Origin of the sequence: Pseudidiomarina woesei (assembly GCF_001418345.1) — a bacterium.
GTDB classification, from domain to species: Bacteria; Pseudomonadota; Gammaproteobacteria; order Enterobacterales; family Alteromonadaceae; genus Pseudidiomarina; species Pseudidiomarina woesei.
On the sequence record NZ_LIPW01000006.1, the window covers coordinates 44,240 to 69,169 of the forward strand.

At 48.4% G+C, this 24,930-nt stretch carries 20 protein-coding genes; 15 read left to right on the plus strand and 5 right to left on the minus strand.

What is annotated here, in order from left to right:
* Positions 1 to 2: 2 nt before the first annotated feature.
* Complete coding sequence (gene srmB / locus ASC40_RS09405; protein WP_055439553.1) at positions 3 to 1,205, minus strand: ATP-dependent RNA helicase SrmB; 1,203 nt, start codon at positions 1,203 to 1,205, stop codon at positions 3 to 5.
* A 47-nt stretch (positions 1,206 to 1,252) separates the two neighbouring features.
* Between srmB and ASC40_RS09410 the strand changes: the two genes are divergently transcribed.
* Positions 1,253 to 1,978, plus strand: coding sequence for a tRNA1(Val) (adenine(37)-N6)-methyltransferase (locus ASC40_RS09410; protein WP_055439554.1), 726 nt, complete (start codon positions 1,253 to 1,255; stop codon positions 1,976 to 1,978).
* Between the two features lies 1 nt (position 1,979).
* On the opposite strand, the gene ASC40_RS09415 is transcribed toward ASC40_RS09410, so the two are convergent.
* Genes ASC40_RS09415 through ASC40_RS09425 form a run of 3 tightly spaced genes read right to left on the minus strand, consistent with a single transcriptional unit; the run spans position 1,980 to position 6,311 of the window.
* Complete coding sequence (locus ASC40_RS09415; RefSeq protein WP_055439555.1) at positions 1,980 to 3,653, minus strand: dipeptidyl-peptidase 3 family protein; 1,674 nt, start codon at positions 3,651 to 3,653, stop codon at positions 1,980 to 1,982.
* Positions 3,654 to 3,670: 17 nt separating this feature from the next.
* The gene (rdgC, locus tag ASC40_RS09420; protein ID WP_055439556.1) at positions 3,671 to 4,570 is read right to left on the minus strand and encodes a recombination-associated protein RdgC; all 900 of its coding nucleotides are present in this window, start codon (positions 4,568 to 4,570) and stop codon (positions 3,671 to 3,673) included.
* A 10-nt stretch (positions 4,571 to 4,580) separates the two neighbouring features.
* Positions 4,581 to 6,311 carry a sensor histidine kinase gene (locus ASC40_RS09425; RefSeq protein ID WP_055439557.1) on the minus strand — a complete coding sequence of 577 codons (1,731 nt, stop codon included), beginning with the start codon at positions 6,309 to 6,311 and terminating at the stop codon, positions 4,581 to 4,583.
* Between the two features lie 134 nt (positions 6,312 to 6,445).
* Between ASC40_RS09425 and ASC40_RS09430 the strand changes: the two genes are divergently transcribed.
* The 9 genes from ASC40_RS09430 (at position 6,446) to ASC40_RS09470 (ending at position 14,939) form a co-directional block, all read left to right on the plus strand.
* A complete protein-coding gene (locus ASC40_RS09430; protein ID WP_055439605.1) occupies positions 6,446 to 7,708 on the plus strand; it encodes a mechanosensitive ion channel family protein in 1,263 nt (420 codons plus the stop codon).
* Between the two features lie 81 nt (positions 7,709 to 7,789).
* Positions 7,790 to 8,578 carry a DUF3450 domain-containing protein gene (locus tag ASC40_RS09435; RefSeq protein WP_055439558.1) on the plus strand — a complete coding sequence of 263 codons (789 nt, stop codon included), beginning with the start codon at positions 7,790 to 7,792 and terminating at the stop codon, positions 8,576 to 8,578.
* Positions 8,579 to 8,580: 2 nt separating this feature from the next.
* Entirely contained in the window at positions 8,581 to 9,948 is a 1,368-nt protein-coding gene (locus tag ASC40_RS09440) for a MotA/TolQ/ExbB proton channel family protein (protein WP_055439559.1), read from the plus strand.
* 8 nt (positions 9,949 to 9,956) lie between these two features.
* Positions 9,957 to 10,502, plus strand: coding sequence for a MotA/TolQ/ExbB proton channel family protein (locus ASC40_RS09445; RefSeq protein ID WP_420849456.1), 546 nt, complete (start codon positions 9,957 to 9,959; stop codon positions 10,500 to 10,502).
* A gap of 12 nt (positions 10,503 to 10,514) precedes the next feature.
* Entirely contained in the window at positions 10,515 to 10,922 is a 408-nt protein-coding gene (locus ASC40_RS09450; RefSeq protein ID WP_055439561.1) for an ExbD/TolR family protein, read from the plus strand.
* 2 nt (positions 10,923 to 10,924) lie between these two features.
* The gene (locus ASC40_RS09455) at positions 10,925 to 11,533 is read left to right on the plus strand and encodes an energy transducer TonB (RefSeq protein ID WP_055439562.1); all 609 of its coding nucleotides are present in this window, start codon (positions 10,925 to 10,927) and stop codon (positions 11,531 to 11,533) included.
* A 40-nt stretch (positions 11,534 to 11,573) separates the two neighbouring features.
* The gene (locus ASC40_RS09460; RefSeq protein WP_055439563.1) at positions 11,574 to 12,845 is read left to right on the plus strand and encodes a tetratricopeptide repeat protein; all 1,272 of its coding nucleotides are present in this window, start codon (positions 11,574 to 11,576) and stop codon (positions 12,843 to 12,845) included.
* Positions 12,846 to 13,003: 158 nt separating this feature from the next.
* Positions 13,004 to 13,948: a porin gene (locus tag ASC40_RS09465; RefSeq protein WP_245622256.1), complete on the plus strand. Its 945-nt coding sequence runs from the start codon at positions 13,004 to 13,006 to the stop codon at positions 13,946 to 13,948.
* Between the two features lie 64 nt (positions 13,949 to 14,012).
* Positions 14,013 to 14,939, plus strand: coding sequence for an AEC family transporter (locus tag ASC40_RS09470; RefSeq protein WP_055439564.1), 927 nt, complete (start codon positions 14,013 to 14,015; stop codon positions 14,937 to 14,939).
* Here the strand turns inward: ASC40_RS09470 and xseA are convergent.
* Positions 14,917 to 16,242 (minus strand): exodeoxyribonuclease VII large subunit, encoded by a 1,326-nt coding sequence (gene xseA / locus ASC40_RS09475; RefSeq protein WP_055439565.1) that lies wholly within the window; start codon positions 16,240 to 16,242, stop codon positions 14,917 to 14,919. The two genes, ASC40_RS09470 and xseA, sit on opposite strands and share 23 nt — an antisense overlap.
* A 98-nt stretch (positions 16,243 to 16,340) precedes the next feature.
* On the opposite strand from xseA, the gene guaB reads away from it, so the two are divergent.
* Genes guaB through purL form a run of 5 tightly spaced genes read left to right on the plus strand, consistent with a single transcriptional unit; the run spans position 16,341 to position 24,858 of the window.
* Complete coding sequence (gene guaB, locus ASC40_RS09480; RefSeq protein WP_055439566.1) at positions 16,341 to 17,810, plus strand: IMP dehydrogenase; 1,470 nt, start codon at positions 16,341 to 16,343, stop codon at positions 17,808 to 17,810.
* Between the two features lie 6 nt (positions 17,811 to 17,816).
* Complete coding sequence (gene guaA, locus ASC40_RS09485; protein WP_211256883.1) at positions 17,817 to 19,391, plus strand: glutamine-hydrolyzing GMP synthase; 1,575 nt, start codon at positions 17,817 to 17,819, stop codon at positions 19,389 to 19,391.
* Between the two features lie 33 nt (positions 19,392 to 19,424).
* Complete coding sequence (gene mltF / locus ASC40_RS09490; RefSeq protein ID WP_425415076.1) at positions 19,425 to 20,798, plus strand: membrane-bound lytic murein transglycosylase MltF; 1,374 nt, start codon at positions 19,425 to 19,427, stop codon at positions 20,796 to 20,798.
* Entirely contained in the window at positions 20,798 to 20,920 is a 123-nt protein-coding gene (locus tag ASC40_RS12065) for a hypothetical protein (RefSeq protein WP_256209411.1), read from the plus strand. The genes mltF and ASC40_RS12065 overlap by 1 nt, the downstream gene beginning before the upstream one ends.
* Positions 20,921 to 20,961: 41 nt before the next feature.
* Entirely contained in the window at positions 20,962 to 24,858 is a 3,897-nt protein-coding gene (purL, locus tag ASC40_RS09495) for a phosphoribosylformylglycinamidine synthase (protein ID WP_055439569.1), read from the plus strand.
* Positions 24,859 to 24,930 lie beyond the last annotated feature (72 nt).

Genomic DNA, 24,930 nt, shown 5'->3' on the forward strand with positions numbered 1-24,930 from the left:
AACTACTTCGATTTTTTCTTTTTAGCTTTCTTTTTCTTCGACTTACCCGGTGTTGGAAACTTAAATTGCGGCCGCAAGTCGTCGATGACACGACGTTCAATTTTGGTTTTTGTATAGCGCTCAATACGGCCTAGTAACTCAGCATCATGGGCCTCTACCAAAGCAATCGCTTGTCCGGTTTTGCCTGCGCGACCAGTACGACCTATGCGGTGCAAGTACACATCGGCTTGCTTCGGCATGTCATAGTTGACTACCAGCTCTATATCTTCAATATCAATGCCACGGGCGGCAACGTCGGTGGCAATTAATGTGCTGTCGGAAAACTTTTCCATACGCGCAATAATGCGCTGCCGATCGGCTTGTGGCATATCACCACGTAAAGTCATGGTCTTGATACCTGCAGCTTGCAGTTTGCTTGCCAGTTCTTCAACGCGTTCACGGGTACGCACAAAGATAACCCGGCGGCCAGGGTACTGGCCTAGCAGGCGCTCAAGCAACTTAAATTTATGTTCGGCAGTATCGGCTTGGTACCAACGCTGCAGAATTTTGCCACGCTCGCGCTTTGGCGGCTCTATCGTAATGGCCTGTGGCTCTTTTTGAATGTCACTTGAGAAGCGTTGTACACCAGTGCTATCAAGCGTGGCAGAAAACAACAAGGTTTGCTGCAAGTTGCGTGCTTCGTTCACGAGTTGCTTCACTGCACTACTAAAGCCCATGTCCAGCATGCGGTCGGCTTCATCAATGATCAGCCATTCTACTTTTTCTAGCTCGTACTGATCAGCACCAATAAGATCGAGCAAGCGGCCCGGTGTTGCCACAAGAATATCGTGGCTTGCTTGCAGTGCTTCATGCTGAGAACCATAGTTAACACCACCGGTAATCAATACTGTTTTTAATTCGGTGGTTTCGCCAAAGGCATCGGCTTGCTCGGCAATTTGCTGGGCCAATTCACGGGTTGGCGCTAAAATAAGCACGCGTGCTGAGCCCGGGTGTCGGCGCGGAAAATCCAGTAAATGCTGAAGCGCCGGCAATAAAAACGCTAGGGTTTTACCGGTACCTGTTGGTGAGTTGACTAATAAGTCATGGCCTTCAAGCGCTGCTGGAATAACTGCTTGCTGTACTTTGGCGGGTTTGTTAAGTTCCGCTGCGCGAAGAACATCGATAAGTTCGTCATCGAGTTCAAGTTGTTCCCAATCGGGTGTCATGCTTATTTCCTGTTTAAAATACACTGTCACAAAAGGACAAATAGCCTATGGGCTTTCAATGTCGGCAATTTTACCTGAAAGATGATCGTTGTGCGATGAAAGTTAGCACCGATAGTTTGTTGTTTGGTGGTTGGGTGCGTACCGACGAGGTAAGTTATGCTGCTGATTTTGGTAGTGGCTGCGGTATTTTGGCGTTAATGCTAGCGCAACGCACTAATGCCAATGCCCGCATTGATGCCTATGAATATGACGCGGCAGCGGCACAACAAGCCGCCGAAAATGTGCATAATTCACCATGGCCAAACAAAGTCATGGTACAGCAAGCCGATGTATTGACCTTTGCAGCCCCCAATTACAGCTATGACTTGGTGATCATGAATCCGCCATACTTTGCTGCGCACTTAAGCAGCGCCAACAGTCAACGGCAATTAGCCCGGCAGGGAGCGGCACAAGAAATATGGCAGCCGTGGCTGGCGCGCGCAGCGCAATTACTGGCACCTAATGGACGTATTGCACTGGTTGCTCCACAGCAGGCGTTAACTAGCATCATTGAAGCTACGCATGCCACTCAACCGCCACTAGTTATCGTTCGACATTGCAACGTACGCAGCGTACCAAAGAGACAACCTTACTTAGTGCTGCTTGAATTAACGCGTCAAGGTTGTGAACAAGAGTTTGAGCTTGAAGAACTGACAATACGAGATGACAACAAATACACCGATGCATTTTTGCAATACACCGGTGCATTTTATCTAAATGGCACGGTAACTTAGATTATATACCCAGCACATCCTTACCTTGACGGAAGGTAATATCCACTGGAATATCGGCTGCTGAAAGGCGGTCTAGGTCGGCTTGTAACTCAGGGCCAATATTACCCATAGTGTCAAACAGTTCGCCTACGCCTTGGTAGTCGCCATTGCCTTGCAGAGTTAGAATTTTCTCCGATAGGCTATTCATGGCGGCGCGCATGGCGTCCATATTTACTGAGTATTGGCCTGCTTCATTGCGCGAAAACGCACCGGCTTGCTCAAAGTAGTTGAAGCGAATCATGTTTGCTTTACCGTGCGCGCTTGAAGCGCCAAAACGTACTGAACGGAAAATGCCAGCCAAGAACGTTGTGTAGTAATCTTCCAATACGCCCTCGGTAATAACGCCCGCTTCAAGCAATTGGGTAACCATGTACAAACCTAAAATATCGGCTTTGCCTTCTTCTAACGCAGAGGCATGCTCTTTCAGTGCCTCACGCACGGTGCCTTCTTTACCAACTAGGTTTTTTATACCTAAACCATGAGCCACTTCATGGAACATGGTGTTGGCAAAAAACGCATCAAAGGTAATGTGTTGGCGTTGCTCTGGCACAATCAGCTCGTCGGCAATAGGTACCAAAATGGCATCAAACTTAGCGCGCATCGCATTTTTCAGCTGTAAGCGACGAGTGCCTTTTTGTAACTGTACTTCTTCGTCGTTTGGTAGGTTAATCGCTATGGTTTTGCTGCCGGCATTTGAGTGCCCAGCGTAATACACCACGTCATAAGCGTTTAGCTGTGCGCCTGAGCCCGGTATTTCGGCTTTGTATGCGTCGGCGACAGGTAAGTTGCGCTGTAATTCAGGTAGGTGCTGAGCGTACATAGCGAGCTTCTCGCTCCAAGCCATGTCTTTAATAAGCACATATGACTCGAATGCTGCACGGTAGCCGTAAAGCTGATCTTCGTAGCTTTCAATGGGACCAATAACCACGTCAATTTCGTTGTTGGTCATGTCCATCCAAGCAAAGTCAGAAGGCTGATAGTGGTTACTTAAAAACGCGTCTGCGCGCATCGTTAAATAATTTTTAAAGCCTTCGTCTTCGGCGAACTCAGCAGCTTCGCGCAGCAAATCTGCTGCGCGCTCAAGTTCGCTACGGTAAGCTTCATTGTAGGGTATTGCGTATAACTCGCCTTGGTCGTTGCGACGTACTAACGTGTATAAATCAATTTTGCCCGGGAATTCAGCGGCCTCAAATTCAGCTTTCGTCATGTCAGCCGGGTAAAAGTTAGCCCCAGCCGGCTTGGCCTCGAAACCTGTTAAGAACGGCTTATTGTTGTTTAAGCGGTCCCAAGGGCCGTAGTTAATATCAGCGAATTTAGCCACGCGCTGGTCTTCAATACGACTTAACAAGCTCGATTTACTGGCGCCGTAAGCTTGATGCCAGAATAAGTTGTCCATAATTTCAGACGCTTCAATCAGCAGCTCAACAACGTGTCGCTGACGGTCGGATAAGTGGCTTAGGTCAGCAGTTAAATCAACTGGATAATAAATATCTAAGCGAGACTCAGCACTAGCGACCAAATTAGTTGGTGCCATCTCCACCTGAGCTAACTCAACCGGGGCTGGCTCTTGGCCACAGCCAGCCAGAATAAGGCTAAGTGCAGCAGCAGACAGCGTTGTTTTTAATCTGTTGTTCATGAGTAGTCCTTATGGTTCTAATTTGACTCGGTAAACAAACCAACAAGTTGCGGATAAAACGCGTGAATTTCGCCCGCAAGTAAGGCGAAATCGGCATCAATTTTTTGTTCCGGTGTAGCATCGACCAGCTTGTCTTGGTCATCCAACAAAATATCTGTGGGTTTAAATCGCTTTACCGCTAGGTCGTGCTCAAGTACAAACGAAACGCGTTCGTTCCAGTTTAACCCTATTTTGGTGGCTTGTTTACCATGGGCCAAGTGCGTTTCTATTTCCGTACCTGTCAAGGCATGTTGACGTAGTCGCACAATACCACCTTCTTCGGCGCTGTCGCGCAATTCCACCTCGTCACCTAATTCAAATTGCCCAGGGGCGCGGCCGGCTTTCAGCCATTGAGTAAAATATAATTCCGATGGATTTTCGCTAAATAGCGGCTTAACCGGCAGTGAACTGAAACTACTGCGTAGCATACCTAAAAAGTCTTCGGCACGATTAGCGGCAGAGGCGTCAACCACCACTATGTTTAATTCGGTGTCTAGCATACCCCACGTTGAACGAAAGCGGGTGAATGCTTGCGGCATAAGGCGGTGCACAATGTCTTCTTTTAAATTTTGTTTTTCTTTGCCACCAACTTTGCGACCTTGTTCAGCTTCAATTTGTACAATGGCTTCGTCCAGTTCGGCGTTGACTACGGCAGCAGGCAGTACTTTTTCTTCTTTGCGTGCACAAAATAAATAACTTGAGCTAATTTGGTGGCAAAGAACTTCGCTATGAGCCCCAAACGGCGAGGCCCAACCGAAACTGGCCAGTTCTTGGCGGCCACATGGGCGAAACGCGTTATCTTGCAAGCGTTGTTCAATATTTTCAGGTACTACAAAATCGTCTGCTAGCGTATAAATACGCAAGTTTTTAAACCACATGAAAAATTCCCTAAATAAATGTGACGGCTAGAGCCATACGGTAGGTTAGGCCTTGGCCAGGTTCACTTTGCGCGTCAATGGTGCCGTTCAGTGTTTGCGTCACCAAATTGCGTATGATGTGCGTGCCAAGGCCGCTACCGCCTTGCTGCACTTTGGTGGTAAAGAACGGGTCGAACAACTGTTCTAATTGTTTTTGGTCCAAACCTTTACCATTGTCTGAATAGGTAATGAGCAGCCTCTTATCACCGCGCTCAATGCTAATTTTAATTTCCCCATCTTGCTTGTTTTCAAAGCCATGTATCAATGAGTTAATAATTAAGTTTGTGAAAATTTGCGCCACAGCACCAGCTGGGCAGCGCACATCTAAGTCATCTGCACAAATCACTTCAATGTTCGGTTTTAGCGGCTTAAAGCGAGGTTTTAAGGTTTGAATAACGCCGTGAATATATTGTTTGATATTTATGTCACGAATCGCTTCAGATGTTTGATCAACCGCGACTTGTTTGAAGCTACTAATAAGGTCAGACGCACGCGCTAAATTGCTTTCTAACAAATCGAGCGACTCTTTGCTTAATTTAAATACTTTTTTCAATTGAGCCTGAGTTAGTTTTTTGTTGGTGAGTGCTTGTTCTGCTTCTGCGAGTTGATCTCGAATATAAGTTGCTGCAGTCACCGAAATACCAATGGGTGTATTCACATCATGAGTCATGCCCGCAACTAAACCACCTAATGAAGCCATTTTTTCCGACTCAATCAGTTGGTCTTGCGCCCGTTCAAGCGCGCTCAAGGATTCCTGTAAACGGGTATTAATTTCGCGCAAGTCGGACTCAATAAGACGCCGCTGCCGAACTTCATTTTCTAACGAGCCTTGACGTACTTCCAAGTCATTTTTCTGCCGCTCAATATCTACAAGCACACGGCTTAAGTTACTGGTTTTACGTGCTACTTCTTGTTCTAAAATATTATTATGTTCGTCCAGTTTTTGGTTCGCATGTAGTAACTGCTTTTGCGTTTTCTCGAGGTTTTGTTGGTATTCTTTTAAGTTCTCAACAAGCTGGTTATAGGCCTGTTCAAGCAACACAAATTCGGTGCTTCTAAGGTTGCGTAAATGAAGCTTCGAATGCTCTAGGTCATCTAATCGAAAGTTTTTTATTTGCCCGATAAGATCACGCATAGGGCGGTTAAGCATGCGGTGAAAAGCAAAACTAAACAGCATGATCAAGAATGTACTTTTGATTATCGCTGAGCCGATAATAAAATATAAACTCACTTTGATACGTTCAATGGCAATGTCGCGGGTTGTGTATAGCGTTACGTCACCAACTTGGGTTGAGTTGCCAGAAAATTCAAAAACCAGTTTGGCGTAATAACCGAAAACACCTTCACGCTCGGGAAGCTCATAGCTGTCTGCGGCAACCGAAGGAAAGGTGCGTAACGGCGGCGTACGCCCAAGTTGGCTAACAATGCGCCCCGTATCGTCGCGAATCACCAACCCAGCGATAGCCGGTATGTTAATAAGCCCGTCGGCAATAGCGTCAATTTGGGGGGTGTTATATTCCCATAATGAGCGGGCTAGGGAATGGCTGAAGGTACTTTGCTGGTTGTTGAGCTCTTGTACCAACATTTTTTTGGTGTCGTAGTATTCACCGACCACCTGCACTGACGTCACTACCAGTGTCAGTACAAAGTACACTGAGAGTACATTAGTAAGCAGCGATTTTGAAATACTCGACGTTGCCATGCGGGGTCCTTGAAAGCTTTCAAACAAGGTACTGGAATTTGGCGCGTTGCGCAATATTTACGGCGTTGTGAATAGCGCCTAATTCCGCTATGTTAAAAGCCGCGTTGGGCAAAAAATGGAAACTAGAGACACCTATGAAAGAGCAATTTGAACAGTGGCAAAAATTACTGTCAGAGCACCCTGATATGGACACTATCGTCAAGCTTGCGGTGTTATTGCTAGGCGCATGGATAGCTAATTTTGTGGTTAAGAAAATTCTCATGCGTGGGGTGCTAACGGTTATTTCCTACACGCCAGCGGGGCATGACAAACAATTATTTGAGCGCAACATTATTGCGCGGTTAGCGAATGTAGTTCCTGCATTAGTCATCACCTATGGTATTAGCTCGGTGCCCAACCTGCCCGAAGAAGTTGTGGTGGTGGTGAACAACGTTTGTACGGCGTTTATTATTCTCACCATTGGCCGCGCCATTAGCGGTATTTTAACCGTGGTTAATACCGTATATGAACGCCAGCCGGACGCGCATGAGAAGCCGATTAAGGGTTATATTCAAGTTGTAAAAATTGCAATTTATGCGGTCGCCACCATTTTGGTGGTAGCAGCGCTTATTGACAAGTCTCCGGTGATTTTGCTGTCAGGCTTAGGCGCTATGGCAGCGGTGCTCATGTTGGTGTTTCAAGACACGCTGCTGTCATTGGTGGCAAGCGTGCAGATTACCTCAAATGACATTATTCGTGTTGGTGACTGGGTTGAAATGCCTAATTTGAATGTTGACGGCGATGTGATTGATATCGCGTTACATACCGTGAAGGTGCAAAACTGGGATAAAACTATATCGACAATTCCGACCAAACGCTTTATTTCGGACCCATTTAAAAACTGGCGGGGCATGCAAGAGTCGGGCGGACGCCGTGTTAAGCGTAGTCTTATGCTTGATCAAAACAGCGTACACTTTTTGTCAGATGACGAACGCAAAGAGCTTAATCGGTTTCGTTTGCTTAAGGACTACCTAGCGAGCAAACAAAAAGAAATAGACGAGTGGAATCAGAAATTAAAAGACGAAGGAAAAGAGCCAGTAAATACCCGCCGTATTAGTAATATTGGTACCTTTCGGGCTTATGTTCGTGCGTATCTGCAAAGTCACCCCCGCGTACATCAAGAAATGACGCTGATGGTGCGTCAATTGAACCCCACGGCGGACGGCTTACCATTAGAAATATATTGCTTTACGGCGACCACAGAGTGGGTTGAGTACGAAGGCATTCAGTCAGATATTTTTGACCATCTTATTTCCATACTTCCAGAGTTCGGGCTGCGTGTTTTCCAGCATCCAAGCGGGGTGGATATGCGTGAAATGGTCACAGAAATCAAACAAAACCGTCATATTGACACATAACTGACATCTTTCAGTCACCAAGCTGTCACATAACTGCAGTATCTTGCGCATCAACATTCATTAGATGCGCAAGGTATTGTTATGAAGCATTCCTTAATTTCTTCGGTAGTTCTAATCGCGCTCTGCAGCGCGCCGCTTTTCTCTCATTCGCTTGCTGCGCAAGAAACTTCGTTAGAGCCTGTCGTTGATGCCGCTAACAAAATTAATAGCGCAGCGAAATCATCACAGCTGACTGTTGAAAAAATTGCGGACTCAACCCAAGAACGAATTCAGCAATACAAGCAAATCACGCGTCAAATTCAAGGGTTAGAGGTTTATACCCAGCAGCTACAAAAGCAAATTAATGCGCAAGCAGCAGAGAAAGATGAACTCAACGCTTCGATTGATGAAGTGAGTGTCGTGGAGCGTCAAATTACCCCGCTAATGCTGCGCATGATTGAAAGCCTAGATAAGTTTGTGCAACTCGATGTGCCGTTTCTACCTGAAGAGCGCGCTGAGCGCGTGGCTACTTTACGAGAGCTGATGGACCGCGCCGACGTTGATGTGTCAGAGAAGTTTCGTCGGGTTATGGAAGCGTTTCAGATAGAGGCTGATTACGGACGTAACATTGAAGCCTATAACGGTGAAATGACTGTGGCTGGGCAGCTACAAGACGTTGAGTTCTTGCGTATGGGGCGCACTGTGTTGCTTTACAAAACCCGTGACGGCTCAAGCATGGGCGTATGGAATCAACAGCAACGTGAATGGCAACCTTTAGACGCAAGCTACGCCAGCAACGTACAAGAGGCAATTCGTGTGGCGCGTAAACAGTTAGCACCTGATTTGCTGATGTTGCCAGTATTTACCTCAACCTCTAGCACCGGAGAATAACCATGTTAAAGCAACTTTTAACCAGTATTTCAGCTGTTGCCTTGTTGCTAGTGGGGTCAAGCGCAAATGCAGTTATGCAAGAACCAATTAACTTGGACCAGCTACTGCAACAGTTACAACAAGGTCAGTTTGAGCAAACCGAAGAAAATAAACAGCGTGAGGCGCGCTTTCGCGCAGAAGCAAATGAGCAAGCGCGTATTTTGCGAGACGCTATTGCCGAACGTGATCGTTTAGAAAAGCTCAGTGAAACCTTGGAAACGCAATTTGAGAGAAACGAAATTGAACTGGCGGAAGTCACCGACACCTTAACTCAGCGCATGGGTTCGTTACGAGAGTTGCTCGGCGTGCTGCAGCAAGTTGCTGGCGACACCAGCAGCAAACTGCAAACATCGTTTGTATCGGTCGAATATCCGGGCCGTAGCGAGCAGTTAAGTGCGCTAGCGCAAAAAATGGGTAGCAGTTCAAAACTAGCGTCAATTGCTGAAATTGAATCGGTTTGGTTGGCGTTACTGCAAGAAATGACTGAGTCGGGCAAGGTAAGCAAGTTCAACACCGAAGTGACTTTGGCAAACGGCGAAAAAGCCAATACGCAAGTAACTCGGGTCGGCACCTTTAACATGGTTGCTGATGGTCGTTATTTGGAATTAGTGCCGGGCACAGATACCGTTGCTGAGTTAATTCGTCAGCCCAGCGGCCGCTATTTAGATACAGTAAGCGCACTAGAAAATGCCGATAGCAACCCAGTTAAATTTGCCATGGACCCAACCGGTGGCTCAATTCTTGGCCTACTGGTACAAGCGCCTGACTTAGGCGAACGTATCGATCAAGGTGGTACCGTGGGGTACATCATTTTGGCCTTGGGAGCGATTGGACTCATCATCGCGTTAGAACGCTTTATTACGCTGACGCTTATGGGTGGTAAAGTGAAACGTCAAATGAAGCAAGACCAGCCAAACGACAACAACCCGTTAGGTCGCGTAATGGCCGTGCAGCGCAAGTACCCAGACGTTGATACCGAAACGCTGGAACTGAAACTTAGCGAAGCGATTTTGCGCGAAGTTCCCAAAATTCAACGTAACTTAACCTTTATTAAAATTATTTCGGTGGTTGCCCCGCTCATGGGTCTGTTAGGTACAGTAACTGGCATGATTAATACCTTCCAAGCCATCACGTTATTTGGTACCGGTGACCCGAAACTCATGGCCGGTGGTATTTCACAAGCTTTGGTGACCACGGTACTTGGTTTGGTGGTCGCTATTCCTATGACCCTATTGTTTGCCACGCTAAATACGCGTAGCCGCCATATTGTTCATATTTTGCAAGAACAAGCCTCGGGCATTATTGCGGAGCGCTCTGAGCGGAGTCACTAATTATGTTTCTGCTTGAATTCAGCAATGCCATTCAAGACTTCATCGAAACCGGCGGCAATGTGCTGCTGGTTATCGGGGTGCTCATATTTGTCATGTGGCTGATGATTCTTGAGCGGATTTTTTATTACCTGCGTGGTCATCGCCAAGCAACCAAAGCGGCGTTAACTAGCTGGAATAACCGCAGCGATAAATCGTCATGGCAAGCCGAGCAAATACGTGGCGCAATGATCTCGCGTGTGTCCTTAGCGTTAGGCGGTAACCTGCCTATTTTGCAAGCCATGGTGGCCTTGTGCCCGTTGTTAGGCCTGATGGGTACCGTTACCGGCATGATTGAAGTGTTTGACGTCATGGCCGTAGCTGGCACCGGAAACGCTCGCTCTATGGCGGCGGGGGTTTCTAAAGCAACTATTCCAACCATGGCAGGTATGGTCGGAGCCTTGTCAGGTGTGTTTGCCACCACCTGGTTACAACGCACCGCGAAACGTGAGCGGTTGAAATTAGAAGACCGTTTGTTACTCGATCATTCAGGCGAGCAACAGCTTGCTAAATCATAAAGGTAAAGCGCGATGAAACAGCATTTTGCAAATTTAGTTGACGAAGAAGAAGCGCAAATTGACATGACCCCCATGTTAGATGTGGTGTTCATTATGTTGATTTTCTTTATTGTCACTGCGTCTTTTGTGAAAGAGTCAGGTATTGACGTGAACCGCCCAGAAGCTGCCACCGCTGTGCAAAAAGACCGCGCCAATATTTTAGTTGCCATTAGTGATAGTGGTGAAATTTGGATTAACAAACGCCAAGTGGACGCGCGCGCTGTACAAGCCAACATTGAGCGCTTGTATGCCGAAAACCCGCAGGGTTCGGTGGTTATTCAAGCCGACAAAAAAGCCACCACAGAAACGCTGATTAAAGTGATGGACGCGGCTCGTGCGGCTGGTGTGTTTGATGTCTCAATTGCAACGCAAGAAGACTAGTTATGAAACGTTTATTGCTCGCACTAATTGCTGCATTCGCCATTACCGCAGGGCTGTTTTATTTAATGCAGTCACTGATAGCGGGGGGCGAAGGGGCCATGTCTGAGCCGCCAAAGGGCAGTGTTCTTGATTTTGTACGGGTGAAGCCGGAAGAGGTGGTGCAGCAGAAGGAACGCAAACCACAGCGTCCGCCTGAACCAGAGCAGCCACCGCCGGATATGCCGCAACCAGAGATGCAAAATGACGCAGCCGAAGCAGACGCCGCCGGGTTTGATTTTTCTGCCGATATACAAGTCGATACTAGTTTGTCAGGCGGTATTGGTCTTGATACCAGCGATGGTGAGTACTTACCCATTGTAAAAGTACAAGCGGTTTATCCGCGTCGCGCTTTGCAACGAGGCATTGAGGGGTACGTAGTGGTTGGGTTTACAGTGACCAAACAAGGCACTGTGCGTGATCCTTATGTCATTGAAGCGCAGCCCGAATCTATTTTTGATCAAGCTGCCATGGACGCGGTACTGAAATTTAAATACAAACCTCGTGTTGTGAATGGCGAGCCGGTTGAAGTTGAAGGTGTACAAAACCGGTTAACCTTTGCGATTGACGGTTAACACAACACGGTTAGCAAAGCAGAGGGTTAGGAGAAAGCATATGCGTTATTTACTCATTGTTGCTGCAATTATAAGTATTGTGGTGTCCAGCCCCGTGGTTGGTGCTGAGCGTAAGAAAACTCCAGCGTTGCGTGAGCAAGTATACAGTCAACTTGCACGCGCTCAGCAGCTTGCCGATGATGGTGACTTGAAAGCGGGCCTAGAGGTTCTTGCCAACGTGGAAAGCAAATTGAGTAGCATGAATAGCTATGAGCGATCCATGCTCTGGAACTTCTATGGTTACATGTATTACGGCCAAGACAATATTGCTAAAGCGATAACCTATTTCGCCAAAGTCGTCAAAGAAGAAGCAATTCCAGAAGCACTAGAACAGACTACATTGTTTAGTTTAGCGCAGCTTGCTTTGGGCCAAGGTGAATTTGAACAAGCGTTAGATTTCTTAGCGCAATGGGAACAATTGGTGCCAGCAGAACAACAGCAAAAAGCATGGGTGTTAAAAGCCCAAGCGCTGTATCAAAAAGGTGACTATCAAGCGGCCTTGGCACCGATAAGTAAAGCCATTAAAACGGTGCAAAATAAGCGCCAAATTCCGGAAGAAAATTGGTTGGTACTGCAGCGTGCAATTTATTTTGAGCTTGGACAAACGGCGCAGGTTGCCGAGGTACTTGAAGCGATGGTGCGTTACTACAATAAACCAGAGTATTGGGTGCAACTAGCCGGTGTATTTGGTCAGTTGGGACAAGAAACCAAGCAATTAGCTATGCTTGAAACTGCGTTTCAGCAGGGCTTTTTAACCAAGAGCCAAGACTTACTCAACCTAGCGCAAACATACTTTTTCAATGACGTGCCATTTAAAGCTGGGCAAGTTATGGAAAAAGCACTGACAACCGGTGCAGTGGAAGCTAATTTGCGTAACTACAAACTGTTGGCCCAAGCCTGGGTTGCTGCACGTGAAACCGATAAAGCCAATAGTGCACTGCAACAAGCTGCAAGTTTAAGTGACAACGGCGAGTTTGATGCCCAACGTGCAACCTTGCTATTGAATGCCGAGCGCAATCAAGAAGCAATTAATGCAGCGCGAGCGGCGCTTGAAAAAGGCGGCTTGACGCAACCTGGTGCAATGCATTTAGTGATTGGCATGGCTGAATTGAACTTAGAAAACTTCAACGCAGCGCTACAAGCCTTTGCTGTGGCGAAGCAGTTTGATGAAGCGAAACAATCTGCTAGTCAGTGGGAGCGTTACGCTAAAGCAGAGCAAGAGCAGCAATCACGTTTACAAGAGCTACGAGCTGACATGCAATCATCATCTTAATGACATGTAAAGGTCATAAAAAAGACAAAAAACTGACATATAGTCATGAAACTGTCATATTTCTGATATAACATACCCGCCCAGATAACTATGTGTACGGCACGCAAATTTGCGTGCTATACATATTTCTGATAACCAATTTCTGGTCGGGCTAGGTTATGAACAAACTTCCAATGGCATTAAGTGCACTAACATTAGCGGTTGCATCTCATGCAGCAGTCGCCAACGACGAGCCGATTTCGTGGGATATTTACGGCAAAATCAATGTGTCACTGCAAAGCAACGACCTCGACGATGGCAACGGTTCGCAAACTGATGTGGTCTCAAACGCGTCGCGCTTTGGGATAAAAGGCGGCGCTAAACTTAACGATGACTTGGAAGTTATCTACCAACTTGAATGGCAAGTAGACCTTGCTGACTTGGGCGGTTCAGACAATCTTCGTTCGCGTAATCAGTACATTGGTTTAAAAGGCAGCTTCGGTGAAGTGACCATTGGCCGCCGTGACACTGTACTGAAAACCGTGCAAGGCGACATTGATTTATTCAACGATTACGAGGCCGACGTAAAAGCCTTGTTTGAAGGCGAAAACCGCACCAGCGATACAGTTAGTTATTATTCACCGTCATTTAATCAGTTCCGTTTTGGGGCAACCTATATTGCCAGTGACGACCCAGCAGTAAACGATGGTATCTCAACAGCAATTAGCTACGGTGACGAAGGCCTAGACGATACCTCATTTTATTTAGGCGCTGCAATTGACCGCGAAGTTGAAGGTTATGATGTTGAGCGACTAGTGGGTTACACCAAACTTGCCGATGCAGTAGTTGGTCTTATGTGGCAGCAGCAAGAGCAAGTAGATGGCACCGCCGAAGCTGACGGCTATGTAGCCAGCGTTAAATATCCGTATCAGAACTTCACGTTTAAAGTGCAATACCAAATGATGGACTTTAGCGTTGATGGAGAGCAAGACTCGATTGCTGCAGGTGTGGATTACAAATTAGGCAGCAATACCAAAGTTTACACTTGGTATACTGGGCGTAATTTGGACACTATCGATGTGAATCAGCGTTATGTTGCACTAGGTATCGAACATAAGTTCTAAGCAAGGTAAACTAAGGCCGTTTTGCACCTTCTAATTTCCCAACAGGAATGGACGCACGGACAAAATGGCCAACTTCATTTTTATTGCCGGTTACGTTGTCATTGGTTTGTTGTTACAACGTAGCCGGCAATTTCCTCAAAACACCGGGCAAATACTCAACGCCTACGTTATTTACGTGGCTTTGCCGGCTGTTGTGTTACAAAAAATTCCAAGCTTAACCTTTGGCAAAGAGCTGCTGTACCCGGCGCTAATGCCATGGTTGCTGCTGGCGCTGACGGTGCCGGTATTGCTGGCATTAAGCAAGTGGCTCAAATGGTCACGCTGGACCACAGGCGCTATGTTGATTGTGGTTCCACTGGGAAATACGTCGTTTGTTGGTTTTCCTATGGTGGAAGCGTTTTTTGGTCCAGAAGGCATTCCGTATGCATTGTTGTATGACCAGCTCGGCTCGTTCTTCATTCTGTCTATATACGCCACTATTATTGCTGCCATTTACAGTCATGAGCCAGGTACTGATACCCAGCGTCCTAGCGCGGGCGCTATCGCGTTGCGGATTGCTAAATTCCCGCCGTTTGTTGCGTTAGTGGTTGCGTTGTTACTACGCGGTTTCGATTATCCGGCGGCCATGAGCCAATTTGTTGATTCACTCGCAATTACCCTTGTCCCGGTAATTATGGTCGCGGTGGGGTACCAATTGAAGTTTCGTTTACCTCAAGAAGACCGTGGTCCGTTGTATTGGGCTTTAGGTTTAAAGCTGGTAGCAACCCCAGTTATTGCGCTGGCCGTACTGTATTGGTTTGGGTTAGAGCAATTGGCTGTGCAAGTGACGATAATGGAAGCGGCTATGCCCGCCATGATTTCGGCCGGTGCTTTAGCAATTATGGCCGGGTTAGCGCCCACTTTATCCGCAGCCATTGTTGGCTACGGCGTGCTGTTGTGCTTTGTCACCTTACCGTTGTGGTACGCGTTTATTCAGTTTTTACTGCCTTAAAGTCACCAGCTGCAACTTTCACCTGAAATGCCTCCCCCGTTGCCAGTTCAGCGGGGTTGCGCACAACGGCACCGTCGGCTTTACGCACCACTGCGTAGCCACGCTCGATAGTCTGTAACGGGCTGACCATGTGTAGACCTTGGCTGAGCGACTGAAAGCGTTGTCGTTGCTGCTTTAGCAATTGTGACATAGCCAACTGCAAACGTTGCTTTAATTGTTGTTGCTGTTGCTGTAATGGCGCTAAACGGCGCTCAGGGTGAACCGTGCTTAGTCGGCTTGCCAACTGTGTTTGTTGGCGTTGCTGTTGTTGCAACAAACGGCGCATCGCTAGCTGCACACGCGCACTGAGTTCATCTAAACGCTGATTATTTTGCTGCAGTTGACGCTGTGGATGCTGCTGTTGCAAACGCATCGCCAAATGCTGCTGGTGTTGTTGATATTGGCGAAAATAGCGCGCCCATGCCTGTTCTACACGGTGAGCTAAATGGCTAATGCGCTGCAAGGTTTCGCGTTGATCCCGGCTGACTAATTCGGCGGCCGCAGAGGGAGTTGGCGCGCGCACATCTGCAACAAAGTCACAAATAGTAAAGTCTACTTCATGACCAACTGCCGAAATGGTCGGAATCGGGCAGCTATGCAATGCATACGCTAGCTGTTCGTCATTAAAACACCATAAATCTTCCAAAGAACCGCCGCCACGCGCCATGATCAATGCGTCGACTTCATTACGGCTTATAGCCCGTTGCAACATATGCAGTAACTCACCGGTGGCAGCTTGGCCTTGCACGGCACTAGGGTAAATAATTACCTCAACGCTGGGGTCTCGGCGTTTGAGTACGGCTAAAATGTCGCGCACAGCAGCGCCTGTGGGCGAGGTAATCACCCCAACTTTTTTGATTGATTCAGGTAGCGGCTGCTTATGCGCGGGGTCGAACAGTCCTTCGGCCTGTAACTTGGCTTTCAGTTGTTCGTATTTTTGCTGCAGCAAACCAGCACCAGCGTCTTCCATATGCTCAATAATGAGCTGGTAGTCGCCGCGCGGCTCGTAAACGGTCAGTTTGGCTCGCACCAACACTTGCATACCGTGCTGGGGCCTAATTCGTACCCGCTGATTGGCATTGCGAAACATGGCTGCGCGAATTTGTGCACGCTCATCTTTCAGAGTGAAATACCAGTGGCCCGAGCTTGGTGCCGCGAAGTTTGAAATTTCGCCAACCAGCCAAATTGAACCAAAACCTTGCTCAAGTACTTGTCGTACCTCGGTGTTTAATCCATAAACGGTAAAAATATGGGGCTGCTGCATGCGAAAACCTCGTGGTATAGTTGAAAAAACAGTTTACTGAAAAGCCGTTTGCGAGTAAAATCTGCCCGCAACATTAAGTCAGCCAGTGAGATGTTGCCATGCTACGAATTGCTCAAGAAGCCCTTACCTTTGACGACGTTTTACTCGTCCCCGGTCATTCAACTGTTTTACCCCATACTGCCGATTTGCGCACGCGCTTAACTCGCGGAATTGAACTCAATATTCCGATGGTTTCTGCAGCCATGGACACGGTTACCGAAGCAGCATTAGCAATTGCCCTCGCACAGGAAGGCGGGCTTGGTTTTGTGCATAAAAACATGACCATCGCCGAACAGGCCGCGCACGTTCGCAAAGTGAAAAAATACGAAAGTGGTATGGTGTCAGATCCTATCACCGTTAGCCCAGACACGACCTTAGGTGAAATTCGTGCGTTAGCCGTGGAACATGGCTTTCATGGTTTTCCGGTGGTTGAAAAGTCCGGTGAATTAGTCGGAATTATTACCGGTCGCGATACCCGCGCTGAGCGCGATGACCAGCGCCTAGTCAGCTCAATCATGACGCAAAAAGACAAGCTAGTTACGGTTAAAGAAAACGCCAAGAGCGAAGAAATTCTTAACCTAATGCACCAACACCGTATTGAGAAAATCTTGGTGGTTGATGATGCGTTTCATTTGCGCGGCATGATTACCCTGAAAGATTTCACCAAAGCAGAAAATAAACCAAATGCCTGTAAAGACGAGCTTGGCCGTTTGCGCGTTGGTGCCGCGGTGGGCGTAGGCCCAGGCACTGAGGAACGCGTTGAAGCCTTAGTTGAAGCGGGTGTTGATGTACTGTTAATTGACACCTCACATGGCCACTCACAAGGCGTGATTGACCGTGTTGCTTGGGCTCGTAAAACCTATCCAGACCTGCAGATCATCGCTGGTAACGTGGCCACTGGCGCTGGTGCCAAAGCCCTTGCTGATGCGGGTGTTGATGCCGTGAAAGTAGGTATTGGCCCAGGCTCAATTTGTACCACGCGAATTGTTACTGGTTGTGGTGTGCCGCAAATTACCGCCATTAGCGACGCTGTGGATGCGCTAAAAGGTACAAACATTCCAGTGATCGCTGACGGTGGAATCCGCTTCTCGGGTGATATCGCCAAAGCGATTGCCGCTGGAGCAGACTGCGTCATGGTTGGCAGTATGCTGGCCGGTACCGAAGAGTCGCCAGGTGAAGTTGAGTTGTATCAAGGTCGCTACTACAAGTCATACCGCGGCATGGGCAGCATTGGCGCCATGAACCAGCGTCATGGCTCGTCAGACCGTTACTTCCAGGCTTCAAATGAAGCGGAAAAGTTAGTTCCTGAAGGTATTGAAGGCCGTGTGGCTTATAAAGGCCCAATTGCGACTATTATTCACCAACAAATGGGTGGTTTACGCTCAGCCATGGGTTTAACCGGTTGTGCCACCATGAAAGAAATGCGTACCAAGCCACAGTTTGTCAAAGTAACTGCTGCGGGTATGGGCGAGTCGCACGTGCACGATGTGCAAATTACCAAAGAAGCACCAAACTACCGGATGGGTTAAGCAATCATGCAAGATATTCATGCACATCGTATATTGATTTTAGATTTTGGTTCGCAATACACCCAGTTAATTGCGCGCCGCATTCGTGAGCTTGGGGTTTATTGTGAGTTGTGGGCGTGGGACGTGAGCGCCGACGACATCAAAAACTTTAAGCCAAACGGTATTATTTTGTCAGGCGGCCCAGAGTCAGTTACTGAAGCAAACTCACCGCGCGCCCCAGAGTACGTGTTTGAAGCAGGTGTTCCGGTATTTGGTATTTGTTACGGCATGCAAACCATGGCCGAGCAGCTTGGTGGTAAAGTGCAAGGCTCATTAGAGCGTGAGTTTGGCTATGCGCAAGTTGAACGTATTGCGCCATGCCCACTGTTTCATCACATTGAAGACAGCGTGCATGATAACGGCAATCCATTGCTTGACGTGTGGATGAGCCACGGCGATAAGGTCATTGAAGCGCCAGAAGGTTTTGACATTGTCGCGCAAACCCCAACCTGTCCAATTGCCGCAATGGCCGATGACAAGCGTGATTTTTACGGGGTGCAGTTCCACCCAGAAGTGACTCATACGCGCCAAGGCATGCGCATGCTAGAACACTTTGTGGTCGAAATTTGTGAATGTGAGCGCAACTGGACGCCAGCACACATTATTGACGACGCGGTTGCACGTATCCGTGAGCAAGTAGGTAGCAACAAAGTGGTTTTAGGCTTATCTGGCGGCGTAGACAGTTCAGTAACAGCCATGTTGTTACACCGCGCTATTGGCGACCAACTTACTTGCGTGTTTGTGGATAATGGCTTGCTACGTTGGCAAGAAGCTGAGCAAGTGATGGAAATGTTTGGTGACCACTATGGGTTAAACATTGTTCATGTTGACGCTGAAAACCGCTTTCTTGATGCCCTAGCTGGCGAAAAAGACCCGGAAGCCAAGCGCAAAATTATCGGCCGCGTGTTTATTGAAATATTTGACGAGCAAGCAAGCCGAATTAAAGACGTGTCGTTCTTGGCGCAGGGCACTATTTACCCTGACGTGATTGAATCGGCTGGCTCGAAAACTGGCAAAGCACATGTGATTAAGTCGCACCACAACGTGGGTGGCTTACCAGAAGACATGAAGTTAAGCTTGGTTGAGCCTTTGCGCGAGCTATTCAAAGACGAAGTACGCAAAATTGGTCTTGAATTGGGCTTGCCGTACGACATGCTTTACCGCCACCCATTCCCAGGCCCAGGCCTAGGCGTACGTGTATTGGCAGAAGTGAAAAAAGAATACTGTGACTTGCTGCGCCGCGCTGATCACATTTTTATTAGCGAATTACGCAATGCGGGTATTTACCATGATATTAGCCAAGCATTTGCGGTGTTCTTGCCGGTGCGTTCAGTAGGTGTGATGGGCGATGCGCGTAAATATGACTGGGTTATCGCATTGCGTGCGGTCGAAACTATCGATTTTATGACCGCTCGCTGGGCACATTTGCCGTATGAGCTACTTGAAAAAGTATCCAACCGCATTATCAACGAAATCGATGGTATTTCGCGGGTTGTTTACGATATTTCGGGTAAGCCACCAGCCACCATTGAATGGGAATAACGCGTGCTGCGCTGGTTGGTAAGCTTTTTAGTATTGGGTTTGTTACTAGGCTGCGCACCCGAGCCGCAGCCTAGCGAACTTGACGCAATAAAAGAGCGAGGTGTGCTGCGCGTTGGCACGCTGTTGGGTCCAACCAGCTATTATTTAGATGCCAATGGCGAAGCTGGCATTGAATATGTACTGGCAAAAAACTTCGCCGATGAATTGGGCGTGGAACTAGAAATGGTGTCACGCTACAACGTCAAAAACCTAATGAATTTGCTAGCAACGCGAGAAGTTGACTTGTTAGCTGCCGGATTAGACCGCACTGAACCGCGTGCGAAAAAATTCCGTTTTGGCCCGCCATATTTGGAAGTTGAGCAGCGCGTCGTGTTTCGTCAGGGCTCGCGTAATCGGCCACGTAGTCTAGACGAGCTTGACGCCGAACTGGTCGTGGTAGAAGGGTCAAGTCACCATGATTGGCTACTGAGTATTGCCGCAGAGTATCCAGACCTACAGTGGCGTGCAACCGACGAACAAGACACCGCCGGCTTGCTACAACAAGTCATTGACGGCGATATTGCCTACACCATCGCCGATAGTAATACCTTAGATTTGCAACGTCGGTATTTCCCAAACTTAAGTGTTGCCTTCACGGTTCGAGACAACGTGGATATCGCTTGGATGCTGAATCAACACGTTGATGGCTCCTTGTATGCTGAGGTTATTCGCTATTTTGGTGACTTGCGCGAGTCGGGACAGTTAACCCAACTACTTGATCAACATTTTGGCCATGTTAGCTCCTTCAATTATGTCGATACCAGCCTATTCATTAACGCGGTACAATCTGTTTTGCCTAAGTACCGAGAGTTATTTGAACAGCACGCGGGCAGCCTAGATTGGCGTTTATTAGCAGCAATAAGTTATCAAGAAAGCCATTGGAACCCGCGAGCTGTTTCGCCGACCGGGGTACGCGGCATGATGATGCTAACCCTGCCAACGGCAAAAGCTATGGGGGTGACCAGCCGGTTAAACCCTGCCCAAAGCATTGAAGGCGGTGCCCGTTATTTTGAGCGCATGCTGCAGCGTATTCCAGCGCGCATACAAGAACCAGACCGTATTTGGTTTGCCTTAGCCGCGTATAATATTGGCTATGGGCATTTAGAGGACGCACGTATATTAACGCAACAGCAAGGCGGTGATGCCGATCGTTGGATAGATGTGCGAAAACGACTACCTTTATTACGACAGAAAAAGTTTTATCGCCAAACCCGCTTTGGGTTTGCTCGTGGTGATGAACCGGTGCGATACGTAGGGAACATACGTCGCTATTATGACACTTTGGTTTGGCTTGATGAGCGCGGACGCATTCCAGCAAAACCAATGACGATCACAATTCCCGAAGGGAGTGGTGACGGAGCCGAATAATGCGCAAAAGCAACCGTCGATTAGTTTCACCCGAGCGCCGTCGCGCTTGGTTACGCAAACAACGCCATTTGCAAACCGAGCGACGACAAAAATGGTTTCGCTTAACTGAAAAGCAAGACTGAAAAACAAGATTAACAGCCCCTAAAATTTTGGAGACTTGTCTGTGGAAATAGTACGCGGTGCTCCCGCTTTGTCTGATTTTCGTACTGAAAAGTTGCTACAACGTCTGCGTGCAGCAGAATTGCCTGTTAGCGAACTCTATGCTGAGTTTATGCACTTTGTCGATGTTGAGCACTCGCTAGATAGCGACGAAAATCAGGTATTAGCAAAATTGCTGACTTATGGCCCTACTGTTGCAGCGCACGCACCGCAAGGCCAATTAGTGGTTGTGGTACCCCGGCAAGGGACTATTTCTCCGTGGTCGTCAAAAGCGACAGATATTGCGCACAATTGTGGGTTAACCCAAATTCACCGTATCGAGCGTGGTGTTGCCTATTATTTAACGGGCGACCTTAGCGCAACGCAAATGCAGCAAGCTGCAGCGTTGTTACACGACCGTATGACGGAAATGGTGCTAGGCAGTCTTGAGCAGGCCTCGGTGCTCTTTAAAGAAGCAGAACCAGCGCCATTAGCAAGTATCGATATTTTAAGCGGCGGCCGCGAAGCCTTGCAGCGTGCAAACATTGAAATGGGGCTTGCGCTTGCAGATGATGAAATTGACTATTTGTATGACAATTTCACCGCGCTTGAGCGCAACCCAAATGACATTGAACTGTATATGTTTGCGCAGGCAAACTCAGAGCACTGTCGTCATAAAATCTTTAATGCCGACTGGACTATAGACGGCAAAGAACAGCTGAAATCGTTGTTCAAAATGATCAAGAATACCTATGAAGTGACTCCAGACAACGTGTTGTCGGCGTACAAAGACAACGCTGCCGTCATGGTGGGCTCAGAAGCTGGGCGTTTTTATCCATACCCGGCGGGCAGCAATGCTGCCGGTGAGTACAGCTATTTTCATGAGCCTGTGCATATTCTCATGAAAGTGGAAACGCACAACCACCCTACCGCTATTTCGCCTTATCCTGGTGCCGCAACCGGCTCTGGTGGTGAAATTCGTGATGAGGGGGCTACAGGCCGTGGTTCGAAGCCAAAAGCCGGCTTGGTTGGTTTTAGCGTGTCTAACTTACGTATTCCAGGCTTTGAACAGCCGTGGGAAGAAGACTTCGGCAAGCCCGATCGTATTGTCACGGCACTAGATATTATGCTTGAAGGCCCGTTAGGTGGCGCAGCATTTAATAATGAATTTGGCCGCCCAGCGCTAACCGGCTATTTCCGTACTTATGAAGAAAAAGTCAACAGTCACAACGGCGAAGAAATTCGTGGTTACCATAAGCCAATCATGATTGCTGGCGGTATGGGGAACATTCGCGAGCAGCACGTTGAAAAAGGCGAAATTCCGGTTGGTGCCAAATTAGTGGTATTGGGTGGCCCGGCGATGAATATCGGCTTAGGCGGTGGGGCTGCATCGTCAATGGCCTCAGGTACGTCTAGTGAAGACTTAGACTTTGCTTCGGTACAACGTGACAACCCTGAAATGGAACGTCGTTGCCAAGAGGTTATTGATCGCTGCTGGCAGCTAGGTGAGAAAAACCCAATTGCATTTATTCATGACGTAGGCGCCGGTGGTCTGTCTAACGCCATGCCAGAATTAGTTGGCGACGGTGGCCGAGGTGGCAAATTTGAACTGCGAAAAGTACCCAATGACGAGCCAGGCATGTCACCACTGGAAATTTGGTGTAACGAGTCACAAGAACGCTATGTGATGGCAATAGCGCCCGATCGCATGGACGTATTTGAAGAAATTTGTAAGCGCGAGCGTGCGCCGTTTGCGGTGATTGGCGAGGCCACAGAAGAAGAACACCTCACCATGACTGACGAGCACTTTGGCAACAAGCCAATTGACTTGCCGCTGAACGTGTTGCTAGGAAAGCCGCCGAAAATGCACCGCGATGTGAAGTCACAACGCGCCCAAGGCGAAACATTAGTTCGTGATGAGATCAAACTTAATGAAGCAGCTAAGCGGTTATTGCGCTTGCCATCCATTGCAGAAAAAACCTTTTTGATCACCATTGGCGACCGCACGGTTACCGGGTTAGTGGCACGTGACCAAATGGTTGGCCCGTGGCAAATACCAGTCGCTGATGTTGCTGTCACCGCAGCAAGTTACGACACCTATGCTGGCGAAGCCATGGCCATGGGCGAGCGTACACCGTTGGCGTTGTTAAACTTTGCAGCGTCAGCACGCATGGCGGTGGGTGAGTCACTCACCAACTTAGCGGCTGCCGACATTGGCGACTTAAAATTTGTGAAATTGTCCGCCAACTGGATGGCCGCGGCAGGCCACCCTGGTGAAGATGCCGGTTTATATGAAGCCGTAAAAGCGGTGGGCGAAGAACTGTGTCCGGCGCTTGGCATCACCATTCCGGTAGGTAAAGACTCAATGTCGATGAAAACTCAGTGGCAAGACGAGCAGGGTGATAAGTCAGTTACTGCGCCATTAAGCTTGGTGATCACAGCATTTGGCCGCGTGCGCGATGTTCGTCGCACCTTAACGCCGCAGTTACGCATGGATAAAGGCGACAGTAAGTTGGTGTTGATTGATTTAGGCCGTGGACAAAACCGTTTAGGAGGCTCGTCGTTGGCACAAGTGTATCGCCAATTAGGCGACGTAACGCCAGACGTGGATAGCCCAGAGTTATTTAAAGGCTTTTTCGACGCCACCCAACAGCTGATTCACGAGAAAAAACTGTTGGCCTACCACGATCGTTCCGACGGCGGTTTGTTCACCACCGTAGCGGAGATGGCCTTTGCGGGGCATTGTGGCGTGGAAGTCGCTCTGGACGCCTTAGGTGAAGACGACTTGGCGGCGTTATTTAGCGAAGAGCTTGGTGCCGTGGTGCAAGTAAGCGTTGAAGAGCTTGACGCAGTACTTGAAGCCTATAAAGCGCACGGCTTAGAAAACTGCGTACACGTTATTGGTCGCCCCGTACGTGAAGACGTGGTGCGCTTTAATCGCAATGGCGAAGAAGTATTGTCGCACTTGCGTAGCCATTACCGCGCAATTTGGGCGGAAACCACGCACCAAATGCAGCGCTTACGTGATAACCCAGAATGCGCAGACGAAGAGTTTGAAACCAAACAGAACTTGAATGATCCCGGCTTGTTCGCTGACTTAACCTTTGATATCAGTGAAGACATTGCCGCGCCATATATCAACACTGGGCGTGACCCATTGGTTGCGGTGTTGCGCGAACAGGGCGTGAACTCGCATGTGGAAATGGCGGCAGCCTTTGATCGTGCAGGTTTTGCCGCCATTGACGTGCACATGAGCGATATCTTGAGCGGCCGAGTCAGCTTGGAAAAATTCAATGGCTTAGTGGCCTGCGGTGGCTTCTCGTACGGTGACGTACTGGGTGCCGGCGAAGGCTGGGCAAAATCAATTTTGTTCAATAATCGTGCCCGCGATGAGTTTGCTGCGTTCTTTGAACGCAATAAAACCTTTGCGTTAGGCGTTTGTAACGGTTGTCAAATGCTCTCGAATCTCAAAGAGTTAATTCCAGGTGCCGAAGCATGGCCACACTTTGTCACTAACCGTTCAGAGCGCTTTGAAGCGCGTTTCAGTTTGGTTGAAGTGCAAAAGAACAACTCATTGTTCTTTGAAGGCATGGCGGGTTCACGCATGCCAATCGCCGTGTCACATGGCGAAGGCCGTGCTGAATTCAAAGGCAATGACTTAGCTACCGTGAATGCTGAAGGCTTAGTGACCATGCGTTATATTAATAACCGTGGTGACATTGCCGCTAGCTATCCTGCCAACCCGAACGGCTCGCCTGAAGGTATTACCGGCTTAACCACCGCCGACGGTCGGGTATCGATTATGATGCCGCATCCGGAGCGGGTATTCCGTACTGTAGCGAATAGCTGGCACCCAGACGAGTGGGGCGAAGATAGCCCATGGATGCGCATGTTCCGCAATGCGCGCGTTTATCTCGGCTAAGTGGCCTCGATAGCAAAAGCCCAGCTTCATAGCTGGGCTTTTTGTTATGGGTGGCCGCTTGTTATCGGTGTT

Excerpts from the sequence above, each read along its gene's own strand:
- srmB (WP_055439553.1), bottom strand. The coding sequence starts at position 1,205 with ATGACACCCGATTGGGAACAACTTGAACTCGATGACGAACTTATCGAT.
- ASC40_RS09410 (WP_055439554.1), top strand. The coding sequence starts at position 1,253 with ATGGGCTTTCAATGTCGGCAATTTTACCTGAAAGATGATCGTTGTGCG.
- ASC40_RS09415 (WP_055439555.1), bottom strand. The coding sequence starts at position 3,653 with ATGAACAACAGATTAAAAACAACGCTGTCTGCTGCTGCACTTAGCCTT.
- rdgC (WP_055439556.1), bottom strand. The coding sequence starts at position 4,570 with ATGTGGTTTAAAAACTTGCGTATTTATACGCTAGCAGACGATTTTGTA.
- ASC40_RS09425 (WP_055439557.1), bottom strand. The coding sequence starts at position 6,311 with ATGGCAACGTCGAGTATTTCAAAATCGCTGCTTACTAATGTACTCTCA.
- ASC40_RS09430 (WP_055439605.1), top strand. The coding sequence starts at position 6,446 with ATGAAAGAGCAATTTGAACAGTGGCAAAAATTACTGTCAGAGCACCCT.
- ASC40_RS09435 (WP_055439558.1), top strand. The coding sequence starts at position 7,790 with ATGAAGCATTCCTTAATTTCTTCGGTAGTTCTAATCGCGCTCTGCAGC.
- ASC40_RS09440 (WP_055439559.1), top strand. The coding sequence starts at position 8,581 with ATGTTAAAGCAACTTTTAACCAGTATTTCAGCTGTTGCCTTGTTGCTA.
- ASC40_RS09450 (WP_055439561.1), top strand. The coding sequence starts at position 10,515 with ATGAAACAGCATTTTGCAAATTTAGTTGACGAAGAAGAAGCGCAAATT.
- ASC40_RS09455 (WP_055439562.1), top strand. The coding sequence starts at position 10,925 with ATGAAACGTTTATTGCTCGCACTAATTGCTGCATTCGCCATTACCGCA.
- ASC40_RS09460 (WP_055439563.1), top strand. The coding sequence starts at position 11,574 with ATGCGTTATTTACTCATTGTTGCTGCAATTATAAGTATTGTGGTGTCC.
- ASC40_RS09465 (WP_245622256.1), top strand. The coding sequence starts at position 13,004 with ATGAACAAACTTCCAATGGCATTAAGTGCACTAACATTAGCGGTTGCA.
- ASC40_RS09470 (WP_055439564.1), top strand. The coding sequence starts at position 14,013 with ATGGCCAACTTCATTTTTATTGCCGGTTACGTTGTCATTGGTTTGTTG.
- xseA (WP_055439565.1), bottom strand. The coding sequence starts at position 16,242 with ATGCAGCAGCCCCATATTTTTACCGTTTATGGATTAAACACCGAGGTA.
- guaB (WP_055439566.1), top strand. The coding sequence starts at position 16,341 with ATGCTACGAATTGCTCAAGAAGCCCTTACCTTTGACGACGTTTTACTC.
- guaA (WP_211256883.1), top strand. The coding sequence starts at position 17,817 with ATGCAAGATATTCATGCACATCGTATATTGATTTTAGATTTTGGTTCG.
- ASC40_RS12065 (WP_256209411.1), top strand. The coding sequence starts at position 20,798 with ATGCGCAAAAGCAACCGTCGATTAGTTTCACCCGAGCGCCGTCGCGCT.